This is a genomic window from Alcaligenes sp. Me129 (assembly GCF_050487245.1).
In the GTDB taxonomy this organism is placed as follows: domain Bacteria; phylum Pseudomonadota; class Gammaproteobacteria; order Burkholderiales; family Burkholderiaceae_B; genus Alcaligenes; species Alcaligenes phenolicus.
This window is the reverse complement of the sequence record NZ_JBKQGX010000016.1, coordinates 1-12,676: the sequence shown is the minus strand read 5'-3', so window position 1 is coordinate 12,676 and position 12,676 is coordinate 1. Positions and strand designations below refer to the sequence as shown.

Sequence of the window (12,676 nt, the reverse complement as noted above, 5' to 3'; positions counted from 1 at the left end):
CACAAGGATTTTCAATGTCGTCCGGTGACATACGCTCTGAAGTCAAGAAACGCCGCACCTTTGCCATCATTTCTCACCCTGACGCGGGTAAGACCACACTGACTGAAAAACTGCTGCTGTTCGCGGGTGCGATTCAGATTGCAGGTAGCGTCAAGGCCCGTAAAGCCAGCCGTCACGCCTCCTCGGACTGGATGGAAATTGAAAAGCAACGTGGTATTTCGGTGGCCTCCTCGGTCATGCAGATGGAATACCGCGACTGCGTGATCAACTTGCTGGACACCCCCGGTCACCAGGACTTCTCCGAAGACACCTACCGTGTGCTGACCGCCGTGGACGCCGCCTTGATGGTGATTGACGCGGCCAACGGTGTGGAACCGCAAACCATTCGCCTCTTGCAAGTGTGCCGGGCCCGCAATACGCCCATCATCACTTTCGTGAACAAACTGGACCGCGAAGTTCAAGAGCCGCTGGATGTGCTGTCGGAAATCGAATCGCACCTGGGCATGGAAGTGGTGCCGTTTTCCTGGCCTATCGGGATGGCACGTCGCTTTGGCGGTGTGTTCAATCTGCGCGCCAACCATATGCGTGTGTTCAAGCCCGGTCAGGAACGTCATGGCGAGGATGAAATCATCCCCGGCCTGGACAATCCCGTGATTGCCGAACGCTTTGGCGAGCCCTTTGCAAAGGCTCAGGAAGAAATCGAGCTGCTCAATGCTGCAGCGCCCGAATTCGACCTGGACCTGTTCTTGCAAGGCAAGCAAACCCCTGTGTTCTTTGGTTCGGCCATCAATAACTTCGGTGTGCAGGAAGTGCTGGACGCACTGGTTGACCTGGCGCCTGCTCCAGGCCCACGCGCCGCCTTGCAGCGCGAAGTACAGCCCGATGAGCCCAAGTTCAGTGGTGTGGTGTTCAAGGTGCAAGCCAATATGGACCCCGCCCACCGCGACCGTGTGGCCTTTGTGCGCGTCAGCTCCGGCCATTTCAAGCGCGGGATGAAACTGAAAGTGTCGCGTACCGGCAAGGAAATCCGCCCCAATAACGTGGTGTCCTTCCTGTCGCAACGCCGTGAACTTCTGGACGATGCCTTTGCTGGCGACATTATCGGTGTGCCCAACCACGGCATCCTGCAATTGGGTGATGTGCTGACCGAAGGCGAAAACCTGCAATTTACCGGGCTGCCTTTCTTCGCCCCCGAACTGTTCCAGTCCATTGAGGTCAAAGACCCATTGCGCACCAAGCAATTGCGTACCGGCCTGACCCAGCTGGGTGAAGAGGGCGCCATTCAGGTGTTCCGTCCCCATATGGCAGGCGGCATGATGCTGCTGGGCGCGGTTGGCCAACTGCAGTTTGAAGTGGTGGCCCACCGCCTGAAAACGGAGTACGGTGTGGAAGCGCGCCTGTCGTCCAGCCGCTTCAATATGGCTCGCTGGGTAACAGCCAAAGACCCAAAGGACATGAAGAAGTTTATCGAGACCAACGCGGGCAATATTGCTTACGACGTGGTCGAGGCCATTGCCTTTTTAGCAACCTCGCCTGCGCAGTTGCGCGTGGCTCAGGAGCTGAATCCAGGCATTGAATTCCACGCATTACGTGAACATGGTGGACACGTTTTCGGGGATGCCGTCTAATTCTGTCACAAGAGCAGGGCCGACATTTCGCTACAATGACGGCTCTTTTCTTTTAATTACGCGCATCCGGCCGACCGGATTGCCCCTGATTCAACCGAGACATCGCTTATGCCCTGGCGTTTTATCATTGCTGTCTTGCTGCTGGCCGCAGGTGCTTCAGTGTGGGGCGGCCTGGAACTGGGGAACTGGCTAATCGCGCACGGCCCTGAAAAGTCCATGGCGGTCAGCACCCCCGACCCGTCAGACTTGCCTACGCTTGATGCCGATGGCAAACCCTTTACCGCGCAACCGCCGCAGCCTTTACCCAATGGTCGCCTGGGAGTGCCGCAAGCACCCACACCGATCGCTTGGGAAATTGACACGTCTACGCTGACGGAAGAAAAGCCACCTATTGCCTTGGCCACCACGTCCATTTCGTTGGAGCAGGCCATTCAAATTGCCATGACCGAGCAGAACCGGGAGTTGCAAGGGATTGCTCGTGTGAACCTGGGCGGCTCCGAGCCTATCCAGCCGGTAGATGTAGGCACGCCCCCACCACCGCCCCCACAAGATATTCAAGTGGCCGGCAACAATAACGGCGCCTGGCAGGCACAACTGCAGCAAGAGTTGAATGCCTGTAGCCAAAAAGGCTTTTTCGATCGCCCAAGTTGTTCCTGGGATGCTCGCAACAAGTACTGCGGTCCGAACAATGCCTGGGGCAAGGTGCCTGGCTGCCCAAGCAAGTCCTTCTAAGCTGTCTGTAGTCGCTTCCCAGGCTACGCTGCCTTTGCAATTGAAGGCTTCGTTTCCAGAGCAGGAAGCTGCCAAGGACAATAAAAAAGCACCCGTTACTAACGGGTGCTTTTTTTTGGTCTGACCAAACAAAGACTTATTCGTGGTCGCCCATCTGCGATTGCAGGTAGTTTTGCAGGCCCACTTTTTCGATCAGCTCCAGCTGTGTACCCAGCCAATCGATGTGCTCTTCGGTGTCGTCCAGAATCTTCAAGAACAAATCACGCGACACGTAGTCGCGGGTGGACTCACAGTACTCGATAGCCTCTACCACGGTCTGACGGGCAGCCTGTTCCAGCTTCAGGTCACAGCCCAGCAGTTCAGGCACGTTCTCACCGATCATGATCTTGTGCATGTCCTGCAGGTTGGGCAGGCCGTCCAGCATGAAGATACGTTCGATCAGCATATCGGCGTGCTTCATCTCGCCGATGGACTCGTCATACTCGTGTTTGCCCAGCTTGTTAAAGCCCCAATGGTTCAACATGCGAGCGTGCAAGAAGTATTGATTGATTGCTGTTAGTTCGTTCTTTAGCTGCTTGTTCAGATGCTGAATTACCACTTTATCGCCAAACATGCTGTTCTCCTGTAAATCTGACGGCGCTCCCCCCAAGGAGCCGCCGAGCCCCCACAAATGCTGCTCACGCCACAGATCGCACGCAGGCGCGATGCAGGCAAAAACACAGTGGGGGATGAATGTGACAGGCTACCATGCACGCATGTGCCATGGCTTAAAAAACAGCTAAACACCCAGAAAGCGTTGCACTTTTGGGTTAGTAACAGGACCAATAACAATCATTCCCACTAGCAATAGCGGGAATGGAAAATCCTGATCAAAAACACGCGCTTAGGCGCGGCAAACAAGACGGCCGAACTCAGGGGCAGGAATCAGGCTGTCGTTGGCAGCGTAATCCACCCGGGCGGTTTCAAGACTGGCAATCATGGTCTGATTGGCATAGCGTCCGCCGGGCAAATAGTCCTGAGCCGTCTCCGCGCAGCAGCCACAGCAAGACGCCACGCCAAGCTGACCTTGCAGGTCTGCCAGGCTGGAAGCGCCGCCACGTACTGCTTCTTGTACTTGACGCTCGGTGATCGCGTTACATATGCAGATAAACATGAGAACCATTATTATCAAGAATCTTGAAAATATCAAGAGTCATTCTCATTAAGAACTGTATTACACCGATAACGCCTTGGAAACGGCTTGCAGCCTGCCCTTGCGGTCTTGGTCTGAAAACGACAGTCGCATCAATTCTGCAGTAGATGGTCCATCAACAAGCGCGCGGCGGGCGACAAGCTATAGCGGCTACGCACGCACAAGGCCACGCGGCGTGAGGTCCAGGGCTCCTTGATCACGCACAAGGCCAGGCCCAGGCTTTGTACATAGGATTCGGCCACAGAACGCGGCAACACGCCAATTCCAAGCCCCGCCTCAATCATGCGGCACTGGGCATCGTAACTGGTCACCTGCACGCGGCAACGCCAGGTGCGCTCCAGCTCGCTGGCGGCGCGTAACAGCAACAGATTGGGGTGACTGCCGGTATGCATACCTACGTAGTCAAAATCCAGCGTGTCGGCAAAGGCCAGTTCTCCCCGTCCTGCCAAAGGATGGGTAGCGGGCACCAGCAACACCAGCTCGTCCTGGCGATAGTCGTAGTACTCCACCTCCGCACTGCCTACACCGCGTATCAGCACGCCCAGATCGGCATTGTTATCGGCCACCGCCTGGGCCACTCCCGCACTGATACGTTCCTCCAGCGACACCCGCACTTTGGGATGCCTCGCCATAAAGGAGCTCAAAGCCTGCGGCAAAAACTGCGTGATGGACGACAGGTTGGCCGCAATCCGCACATGCCCAGTGGCCCCGCCGGCAAAGTCGCGCATCAGCGCGCCCATGGCATCCATGTCGTCCAGCAGGCGCTGGGACATGGCCGCCAATGATTTGCCCGCTGCCGTCGGATACACACCCTTGTTGCTGCGCTCGATCAGGGCTGCGCCTAGTTGCTGCTCCAGATCGCTCAGGCGCTTGCTGACCGCGGCAGGCGCAATATGAAACTGCTCGGCCGCCCCCGAGATGGTGCCGCGTTCCAGCACCAATAAAAACAGCCGTAAAGATTTGGGATCGATGTTCATAAGCCAGTATTCCATCCTAGGAAGGGCGGGTCGACAAGCACTCTGCCATCATCAATTGCGATAGCACCATCGCAATTTGACGCTGTACTCACGTCATTAGCGATGACAGACTACGCACATAATACGGAACCTGATTATTTAAGTCAGAAATAGAGAGTGAGGGGAGAAACAAGATGCGCGACAGCGACAATCTGAAAGGGGGCTTTGACGGCACCCTGCCCATGGGGCAACAACCGGCTTTGGTCGTTATCGATTTTCAACGCGGCTTTACTGAGCCTGGCTTGACGCCACTGGCCTCGAACTGCGACAGCCAGATCGAACAAACCAACACCTTGATTCGCGCCATGCGTGGCAAGGGTCGCGTTATTTTCACCATCATCGGCTACGAAGCCCATCTGGCCGACGCCAATCTGTGGCTGACCAAGGCCTCGTCCTTGCGCTGCCTGCTGCGTGGTTCGCCTGCCTGTGAGCTGGACCCGCGGCTGGACTACGACCCCGAACAAGACATCATCCTGTACAAGACCCAGGCTTCCGCCTTTTACGGCACGCCGCTGCCCGCCTTGCTGGCCCATCAGGGCTGCGACATGCTGATTGTGGCCGGTGCCACCACCAGCGGTTGCGTGCGTGCCAGCGTGGTGGACAGCTTGCAGTCGGGATTTGCCCCGTTCGTGGCTGAAGATGCGGTGGCTGACCGCTCGGCAGCCCAACATCGCAGCAATCTGATCGATATGGCCAGCAAGTACGCCGAAGTCCTGCCCTCGGCAGACTTGATCGCTCATCTACACACGCTTTAAACGCGCAACAAAAAAAGAAACCACAGGAGACTCTCATGAAAAAAGCCCTGACAGCGGCGATGGCCGCCTGCACCCTGGCGCTGGGCATCTCGCCCGCCCAAGCCCAAGAAGTTGAGCTGACTTTCTCAACCTATTTACCTCCGGCCTACGAATACGCCTGGAAACCCATCGAGAACTTCGTTCAGACCGTGGAAAAAGAAAGCCAGGGTCGCATCAAGATCAACGTGTTCCATTCCGGTCAGCTGTTCGATGGCTACGAGGAGCTGCCAGCCTTGTCGCGCGGTGACGTGGATATCGTCAACATGACCAGCACGTACCCCAGCGGCACCGTGCCAGCGCTGAACATCTTTACCCTGCCATTCCTGTTTGACAGCACGGCCCACCTGAAGCGTGCCCTGGATCAAGGTCTGTTCAAGCTGGGTGCCGAGCAGGAACTGCGCGACACCCACGATGCCGTGGTACTGGGCCTGGCTCCTTGGGATCCGTACGAGTTCTACAGCCGCAAGGCACCCATCAACTCCGCCGCGGACATCAAGGGCAAAGTCTGGGCATCCACCAGTTCCATGGACGCACGCGCCCTGCAACTGCTGGGGGGCTCGCCTACCGGCATGCCATCTTCCGAGCTGTACCTGGCCTTTGACCGTGGCGTGATCGACGCCACCCCACGTCCCTTGCTGACCGGCATTGGCCGCAACCTGTATGAAGTGGCCAAGTACCTGTCCATCGCCAACTTCGGTATCGATGTGTCCGTGCTGACCATCAACCGCAAGAAGTGGGAATCCCTGCCACCTGATCTGCAAGAGATCATCAGCAAGGCCGCCCGCCAGCGCGACGAAGAACAGTTTGAGCGCGTGAACGCCTTTGTAGGCCAGGCCCTGCAACGCTACGAGCAAGCCGGTGTGACCATCAACCGTGTTGAGCCCGCTCAACTGGCCGAAATGCGTCAGCAAACCCAAGCCGCCATTGATGAATGGAGCAAGCAGGTTGAGAACGGTCCCGCTTATCTGGAACTGATCGAAAAAACCCGCCAGCCCTGATCACGCGTGACTGCGCGCCGGACCACAAACCGGCGCGCATCCCTCGTGTGGAGACACCATGAATCCACTTATTCATTTTCTGGGCGCATTTGCGCGCGGTAGCAATCGGCTCGCCATTCTGGTGGCCGAAGTTGCACTGGCCGCTCTGATGATTGCCTGCACCTACGGCGTCATTGCACGCTACGTCTTTAATAGCCCCAGCATCTATATCACCGAAGTGTGCGTGTACTTGCTGCTGGTCTGCTCCTGGCTGTCCATCGGCTGGGTTCACCTGGAAAACCGCCACGTCAGTGTTGAAGCCTTCCACATGCGCTTCTCGCCACGCGGCCAGCGCCTGGCCACCTGCATTTCGCAGCTGTGCATCTTGTTCTTCTGCCTGGTGCTGTTGTGGGCCGGTATTTCCGTGGTGGAAACAGCGATTGCCCGTAACTACCGCTCGGCCTCCATGCTGCGTTTCCCCCTGTGGATTGCCTACGGCATGATCCCGCTGGGCGGCACCTTGCTGGGCCTGGCTACTCTGCGCCAGCTGTTCATCCCGAACAGTGTGGAATCCAACGACAGCATCAAGGAGTTCTGACATGGATTCCATGCTCATTTTCAGCCTGATGATGGCCTGCTTTGCCATCCTGATGGTTATCGGCACCCCCATTTTTGCCGCACTGGGTGTTGCCAGTATTTCCGGCATTCTGATGAAATCCGGCCTGGGCGGCCTGGACGTCATTCCCGCCACTTTGCACCGAGGCATGGCCAGCTATTCCCTGATCGCCATTCCGCTGTTCATTCTGATGGGTGAGGTCATTGCCCGCACCAGTATTGGCGGCAAGCTGTATCAGCTGTTCTATCTGTGGCTGAACCGCCTGCCCGGTGGTTTAGCTGTAGCCAGTGTGGGCAGCTCGGCCGTTTTCGGTGCCATGAGCGGGGTCAGCGTGGCGGGTGCCGCCACGATTGGTCGCTTTGCCATCCCAGAAATGCTCAAGCGTGGTTACTCGCCCAGCCTGTCTGGCGGCACGATTGCTGCGGCCGGTGCCCTGGCTTTGCTGATTCCACCCAGCATTGGCTTTGTGCTGTATGGCGAAATGGCGGATCAATCCATCGGCAAGCTGTTCATTGGTGCCTTGCTACCCGCCTTGATGGTCACCGTCATGATGGTGATCTATGTCGCTCTGGTTGCGATATTCAAGCCAGAGTCCGCACCGCGCAATTCGGAAGTCGTTACCTGGGCACAGAAACTGGCCGCCCTGAAAGACATCTGGGCTGCTTCCTTGCTGATTTTGCTGGTGCTGGGCACGATCTATCTGGGCATTGCTACCCCGACAGAAGCCGCTGGTATTGGTGCTGCAGGGGCATTCATCATTGCCATTGCCTACAAGGAAATGAACTGGCGCACGGCCTTGCAGATCCTGCGCTCCACCGCCGTCACCAGTGGCATGATTTTGCTGATTCTGGCCGCAGCGCTGCTGTTTGGCTACATCATGACCCGCTTGATGATTCCGCAAAAGCTGGTGGCCCTGATTACGGCATCGTCTCAGCCAGCCTGGGTCATTCTCCTGTTTGTGCTGTTGTTCCTGATTGTCGTGGGCATGTTCCTGGATATTGTTTCTCTTATCCTGATCACCACACCTGTTTTACTGCCTGTTATTGTGGCGCTGGGCTACGATCCATTATGGTTTGGCATTGTGATGATTATTGCCTGCGAAATGGCCGTCATTACGCCGCCGGTGGGTTTGAACCTGTATGTGATCAAGGGCATTGCCCCACAAATATCGCTACAGCAGATTACACGCGGGGCTCTGCCCTTTGTGGCACTGGAAATTTTGGCGATTGTTATTTTGACAATCTTCCCCGAAATCATTCTTTGGTTACCCAGAACGCTTTAAAAAATAAAACCCGCTTCATGCGGGTTTTTTTAATTTTCCATCCACGTTTTTTACGATGGCAGCATAATATTTGATTGCTTTTCTACTTTCTTTTTCTATCCCAGAATCAATAACTGGAGGAAACAGAAATGGATAAGAACAGCTTTACCGAACCCCCGCTCAAAGGCATCAAAGTCCTGGAGCTGGGTTCCTTGATTGCCGGCCCCTATGCCGGCAGCCTGCTGGCCCAATTCGGGGCCGATGTCATCAAGATCGAACCGCCCGGCAAGGGCGACCCGCTGCGCCGCTGGCGGCAGTTGCACAAAGACACCTCCCTGTGGTGGCGCGTGCAAAGTCGCAACAAGCGTTCCATTGCGCTGGATCTGCGCCAGCCCGAAGGCCAGGAGATTGCTCGTGAACTGGCCCTGCAAAGCGATATCGTCATTGAAAACTTCCGCCCCGGCGTGCTGGAACGCTGGGGCCTGGGCTGGGAAACGCTGCACGCACTGAACCCACGCCTGATCATGGTGCGCGTCTCCGGTTATGGGCAGGACGGCCCCTACCACCGTCGCCCCGGCTTTGCCGCCATCGCAGAATGTATGGGTGGCCTGCGTTATGGTACCGGCTATCCGGATCGCCCCCCTGTGCGAGCCGGTGTCAGCCTGGGCGATACGCTGGCTTCGCTATACGGCACTATTGGCGCGCTGCTGGCCATGCACCATCTACGTCAGGAAGGCGGGCAGGGACAGATGATTGATGTGGCCTTGTATGAATCTGTCTTTGCCATCATGGAAAGTCTGATTCCAGACTATCAACTGAACGGTCATCAGCGCGAACGTACCGGGGCCAGCCTGCCCGGTATCTCCCCCTCCAACACCTATCCCACCGGCGACGGCAAATGGGTAGTGATTGCCGCCAATAGTGACGCGATTTTCATCCGTCTGATGCAGGCCATGAACCGTCCTGATCTGGCCAGCGATCCGCGCTTGTCCGACAACGCCGGACGTGTGGAGCACAGCGCCATGCTGGACCAGACTATTGGCGACTGGACAGGCGCCCGCAGTCTGGAAGAGGTACTGAGCGTGCTGGATCAGGCTGAAGTCCCCAGCGGCAGCATCTACACCGCCGCCGACATTCTTGATGACCCGCATTACCAGGCCCGCGGCATGCTGGAGAAACACACCTTGGAGGACGGCCAGGAACTGACCATACCCGGCATCGTCCCCAAGCTAAGCCGCAGCCCCGGTGCCACCCAATGGTTGGGGCCGGAGTTGGGTGAACACACAGACAGCATCCTGCAAGAACTGGGCATGAGCCCGGAGCGCCGCCAAGCTCTGCGTGAACAAGGAATCGTGGAATGAGTACCGTGTTATTAACTGATGTCACCTTGCGTGACGGCCTGCAAATTGTGCCACGCTGGGTGCCTACGCCGGACAAGCTGCGTATCGCGCAAGCACTGCCTCAATGCGGCGTGCGCAAGATCGAGCTCACGTCCTTTACGTCGCCCAAAGCCATCCCATCCCTGGCGGATGCCGATGAGCTGGCCAGCCTGACCACACGCGACCCTCAGGTTTGCTACACCGCACTGGTCCCCAATCTGCGCGGTGCGCAGCGCGCTTTGGCAGCCCATATGAACGAGCTGAACTTTGTATTTTCAGCCTCTGAAGCGCATAACCAGGCCAATCTGCGCATGAATATTGCACAATCACTGGCCCAGCTGGAGCAAGTGCTGGAAGCGGCGGGCAAAACGCCAGTCAACGTGTCCCTGTCCACCGCTTTTGGCTGCCCCTTTACCGGCGCCGTCGCCCCCGCGCACGTGATTGCACTGATGCAACAAGTGCAACGCATGGGAGCCAGCTCCGTCAGCCTGTGCGATACCACCGGCATGGGCTCGCCCGCCGATGTGGAACGTCTGACCCAGGCTGCCTTGAGCTTGTATGGTGAACAAGGCGTCACCGGCCATTTCCATGACACCCGCGGGCTGGCTCTGGCCAATGCCTGGGCCGCGTATCGCGAAGGAGGACGTCGGTTCGACGCAGCCTTGGCCGGTTTGGGCGGTTGCCCTTACGCCCCCGGTGCCAGCGGCAATGCCAGCCTGGAAGATCTGGCGCATATGTTCCAGATCAGCGGTGTGGAAACAGGCTTGAATCTGGAAGCGCTCCAGCCTTTGGCCGAAGAAATCGCAGCCCTGACGCAAGAGCCCATTCAAAGTCGCCTGCACAAAGCAGGACCAGCCTACGCCTTGAAGGTATGCCAACCATGAGCACGGCCCGCACCCTTTTTCAAAAGCTCTGGGATGCACATCGCGTTGCGACGGTAGACGATGAGCATGATCTGATCTACATAGACCGCCAGTTGTTGTACGAAGTCACCAGTCCGCAAGCTTTCGAGAGTTTGCGCTTGGCCGGACGCCATGTGCGTCGCCCGGACACCGCACTGACCACGGTGGACCACAACGTGCCCACGCGCCGCCGCAATCAGCGTCTGGAAGATCCGTTGGCGCAGGCTCAGATCGACCAGATGGAGATCAATAGCCGGGAGTTTGGCCTGCGCTACTTTGGCCTGGATGACGAGCGCCAGGGCATCATCCACGTGATCGGACCCGAGCAGGGCATGACCTTGCCCGGCTCCAGCATCGTGGCGGGGGATTCCCATACCAGCACGCATGGCGCGTTTGCGGCCTTGGCCTTTGGTATTGGCACCTCCGAAGTGGAGCATGTTCTGGCCACGCAATGCTTGGCCGCAAAACGCATGCGCAGCCTGCAAGTAGACGTGCAAGGTGAATTGCCTGCCACCAGCACCGCCAAGGATCTGATCCTGCACATCATTGCCCGCCTGGGTGCGGATGGCGGGCGAGACTGTGCCATCGAATTTACCGGCCCCGCCATCCGGGCCTTATCCATGGAAGGGCGCATGACCTTGTGCAATATGGCGATCGAAGCGGGGGCCCGTATTGGTCTGGTCGCTGTGGACGACAAGACCCTGGACTATGTGCGCGGCCGCCCCTTGGCACCAAAAGGAGAGGCATGGGACAAGGCAGAGCAGTACTGGCGCACGCTGATCAGCGATGAAGGCTGCCAATACGATCAGCATTTGCTGATCGACGCCACGCAGGTTGCCCCCACAGTCACTTGGGGCACATCGCCCGATATGGCGGCGGCCATCGACCAGCTTGTACCTGATCCATTAGCCGCTGCCACGGGCAAACAAGCTGATTCCCAACGCGCCTTGAACTATATGGCTTTGCAGGCTGGCCAGCCGCTGGCAGGCATCACCATAGACCGGGTTTTCATCGGTTCCTGTACCAATGCCCGTATTGAAGACCTGCGCAGCGCCGCTGCCATGATCAAAGGCAAACGCGTGGCCAGCACAGTGCTGCAAGCTTTGGTTGTACCCGGCTCGGGACTGGTACGCCGTCAGGCCGAGCAGGAAGGCCTGGACCAGATATTCACGCAAGCTGGCTTTGAATGGCGCGAGCCGGGCTGCTCCATGTGCCTGGGCATGAACGAAGACCGCCTGAACCCGGGCGAGCGCTGCGCCTCCACCTCCAACCGTAATTTCGAAGGCAGGCAGGGTGCCTTGGGGCGTACACACCTGATGAGCCCCGCCATGGCTGCTGCCGCTGCAATTGCGGGCCATCTTGTCGATATCCGCAACTGGGACGCCGCATGAACACACCTTTTACTTCCGTGCGCTCGCGCCTGATTGCGCTGGACCGCGCCAATGTAGACACCGACGCTATCTTGCCCAAGCAGTACATGACATCCTTGTCGCGCACTGGCTTTGGACAATATGCCTTCGACAACTGGCGGTACGCGGACATTGGCTACCCCGGCAAACCACTGGACGAGCGTAAGCCAATCAACAGTTTCTGCCTGCATCAGCCGCACGCCCAGGGAGCCCAGATTCTGCTCGGACGCGAGAACTTCGGCTGCGGGTCCAGCCGTGAACACGCAGTATGGGCCTTGAAGGACTTGGGCATTGCCGTACTGATCGCCCCTTCATTTGCCGACATCTTCCGCAATAACTGCTTTAAAAACGGCATATTGCCCATCCAGCTGGCTACGGAGCAAATTGATGGTTTATTCACCACAGCTACACAAAATCCGTGGGGTGAATGGACGGTAAATCTGGAGGCCTGCATGTTGATCGGTCCCAACCAGCACATCCGTTTCCAGGTGGAGCCTGAACGCCGCCACCGCCTGCTGCTGGCGCTGGACGATATCAGCGTGACAGAGCAAAAAATGGATCAGATCCAGGCTTACGAACAACTGCGCCGGGAACAGGAACCCTGGTTATTTAGCTAAGCATGATAGATAGAGGGGGCAGCGGCGGAAGGGGACTTTTGCCGCTGCCTGCCTCCCGCCCTGGCAGTCGCAGTCGCAGTCCCAGTCCCAGTCCCAGTCCCAGTCCCAGTCCCAGTCCCAGTCCCAGTCCCAGTCCCAGTCCCAGTCCCAGTC

At 57.7% G+C, this 12,676-nt stretch carries 13 protein-coding genes; 10 read left to right on the top strand and 3 right to left on the bottom strand.

Translation table 11 applies throughout. From position 1 onward, the window contains the following. Positions 1–14: 14 nt before the first annotated feature. The gene (locus ACLPGZ_RS15280; protein ID WP_035268647.1) at positions 15–1,628 is read left to right on the top strand and encodes a peptide chain release factor 3; all 1,614 of its coding nucleotides are present in this window, start codon (positions 15–17) and stop codon (positions 1,626–1,628) included. A gap of 108 nt (positions 1,629–1,736) precedes the next feature. Further along, positions 1,737–2,360 (top strand): hypothetical protein, encoded by a 624-nt coding sequence (locus ACLPGZ_RS15275; RefSeq protein ID WP_009460251.1) that lies wholly within the window; start codon positions 1,737–1,739, stop codon positions 2,358–2,360. A gap of 136 nt (positions 2,361–2,496) precedes the next feature. Here the strand turns inward: ACLPGZ_RS15275 and bfr are convergent, their stop codons facing one another. The 3 genes from bfr to ACLPGZ_RS15260 all read right to left on the bottom strand — a co-directional run bounded on the left by bfr (position 2,497) and on the right by ACLPGZ_RS15260 (position 4,529). After that, positions 2,497–2,973 (bottom strand): bacterioferritin, encoded by a 477-nt coding sequence (bfr, locus tag ACLPGZ_RS15270; protein ID WP_009460252.1) that lies wholly within the window; start codon positions 2,971–2,973, stop codon positions 2,497–2,499. Positions 2,974–3,243: 270 nt separating this feature from the next. Then, positions 3,244–3,513, bottom strand: coding sequence for a (2Fe-2S)-binding protein (locus ACLPGZ_RS15265; RefSeq protein ID WP_009460253.1), 270 nt, complete (start codon positions 3,511–3,513; stop codon positions 3,244–3,246). A gap of 131 nt (positions 3,514–3,644) precedes the next feature. Then, the gene (locus ACLPGZ_RS15260) at positions 3,645–4,529 is read right to left on the bottom strand and encodes a LysR family transcriptional regulator (RefSeq protein WP_026483843.1); all 885 of its coding nucleotides are present in this window, start codon (positions 4,527–4,529) and stop codon (positions 3,645–3,647) included. Between the two features lie 173 nt (positions 4,530–4,702). Between ACLPGZ_RS15260 and ACLPGZ_RS15255 the strand changes: the two genes are divergently transcribed. The 8 genes from ACLPGZ_RS15255 to leuD all read left to right on the top strand — a co-directional run bounded on the left by ACLPGZ_RS15255 (position 4,703) and on the right by leuD (position 12,523). Further along, positions 4,703–5,323, top strand: a complete 621-nt coding sequence (locus tag ACLPGZ_RS15255) for an isochorismatase family protein (protein ID WP_026483844.1) — start codon at positions 4,703–4,705, stop codon at positions 5,321–5,323. A gap of 35 nt (positions 5,324–5,358) precedes the next feature. Next, complete coding sequence (locus ACLPGZ_RS15250) at positions 5,359–6,360, top strand: TRAP transporter substrate-binding protein (RefSeq protein WP_060186549.1); 1,002 nt, start codon at positions 5,359–5,361, stop codon at positions 6,358–6,360. 58 nt (positions 6,361–6,418) lie between these two features. Further along, complete coding sequence (locus ACLPGZ_RS15245; protein ID WP_026483845.1) at positions 6,419–6,937, top strand: TRAP transporter small permease; 519 nt, start codon at positions 6,419–6,421, stop codon at positions 6,935–6,937. 1 nt (position 6,938) lies between these two features. After that, positions 6,939–8,237: a TRAP transporter large permease gene (locus ACLPGZ_RS15240; RefSeq protein ID WP_060186550.1), complete on the top strand. Its 1,299-nt coding sequence runs from the start codon at positions 6,939–6,941 to the stop codon at positions 8,235–8,237. A gap of 128 nt (positions 8,238–8,365) precedes the next feature. Then, positions 8,366–9,577 (top strand): CaiB/BaiF CoA transferase family protein, encoded by a 1,212-nt coding sequence (locus tag ACLPGZ_RS15235; RefSeq protein WP_137431061.1) that lies wholly within the window; start codon positions 8,366–8,368, stop codon positions 9,575–9,577. Next, entirely contained in the window at positions 9,574–10,479 is a 906-nt protein-coding gene (locus ACLPGZ_RS15230; RefSeq protein WP_137431062.1) for a hydroxymethylglutaryl-CoA lyase, read from the top strand. Before ACLPGZ_RS15235 ends, ACLPGZ_RS15230 begins: the two co-directional genes overlap by 4 nt. Further along, entirely contained in the window at positions 10,476–11,888 is a 1,413-nt protein-coding gene (leuC, locus tag ACLPGZ_RS15225) for a 3-isopropylmalate dehydratase large subunit (protein ID WP_137431063.1), read from the top strand. The genes ACLPGZ_RS15230 and leuC overlap by 4 nt, the downstream gene beginning before the upstream one ends. Next, positions 11,885–12,523, top strand: coding sequence for a 3-isopropylmalate dehydratase small subunit (leuD, locus tag ACLPGZ_RS15220; protein ID WP_137431064.1), 639 nt, complete (start codon positions 11,885–11,887; stop codon positions 12,521–12,523). The genes leuC and leuD overlap by 4 nt, the downstream gene beginning before the upstream one ends. Positions 12,524–12,676 lie beyond the last annotated feature (153 nt).

Excerpts from the sequence above, each read along its gene's own strand:
- ACLPGZ_RS15230 (WP_137431062.1), top strand. The coding sequence starts at position 9,574 with ATGAGTACCGTGTTATTAACTGATGTCACCTTGCGTGACGGCCTGCAA.
- ACLPGZ_RS15260 (WP_026483843.1), bottom strand. The coding sequence starts at position 4,529 with ATGAACATCGATCCCAAATCTTTACGGCTGTTTTTATTGGTGCTGGAA.
- ACLPGZ_RS15280 (WP_035268647.1), top strand. The coding sequence starts at position 15 with ATGTCGTCCGGTGACATACGCTCTGAAGTCAAGAAACGCCGCACCTTT.
- leuC (WP_137431063.1), top strand. The coding sequence starts at position 10,476 with ATGAGCACGGCCCGCACCCTTTTTCAAAAGCTCTGGGATGCACATCGC.
- ACLPGZ_RS15245 (WP_026483845.1), top strand. The coding sequence starts at position 6,419 with ATGAATCCACTTATTCATTTTCTGGGCGCATTTGCGCGCGGTAGCAAT.
- ACLPGZ_RS15235 (WP_137431061.1), top strand. The coding sequence starts at position 8,366 with ATGGATAAGAACAGCTTTACCGAACCCCCGCTCAAAGGCATCAAAGTC.
- ACLPGZ_RS15265 (WP_009460253.1), bottom strand. The coding sequence starts at position 3,513 with ATGTTTATCTGCATATGTAACGCGATCACCGAGCGTCAAGTACAAGAA.
- ACLPGZ_RS15275 (WP_009460251.1), top strand. The coding sequence starts at position 1,737 with ATGCCCTGGCGTTTTATCATTGCTGTCTTGCTGCTGGCCGCAGGTGCT.
- ACLPGZ_RS15250 (WP_060186549.1), top strand. The coding sequence starts at position 5,359 with ATGAAAAAAGCCCTGACAGCGGCGATGGCCGCCTGCACCCTGGCGCTG.
- ACLPGZ_RS15255 (WP_026483844.1), top strand. The coding sequence starts at position 4,703 with ATGCGCGACAGCGACAATCTGAAAGGGGGCTTTGACGGCACCCTGCCC.
- ACLPGZ_RS15240 (WP_060186550.1), top strand. The coding sequence starts at position 6,939 with ATGGATTCCATGCTCATTTTCAGCCTGATGATGGCCTGCTTTGCCATC.
- bfr (WP_009460252.1), bottom strand. The coding sequence starts at position 2,973 with ATGTTTGGCGATAAAGTGGTAATTCAGCATCTGAACAAGCAGCTAAAG.
- leuD (WP_137431064.1), top strand. The coding sequence starts at position 11,885 with ATGAACACACCTTTTACTTCCGTGCGCTCGCGCCTGATTGCGCTGGAC.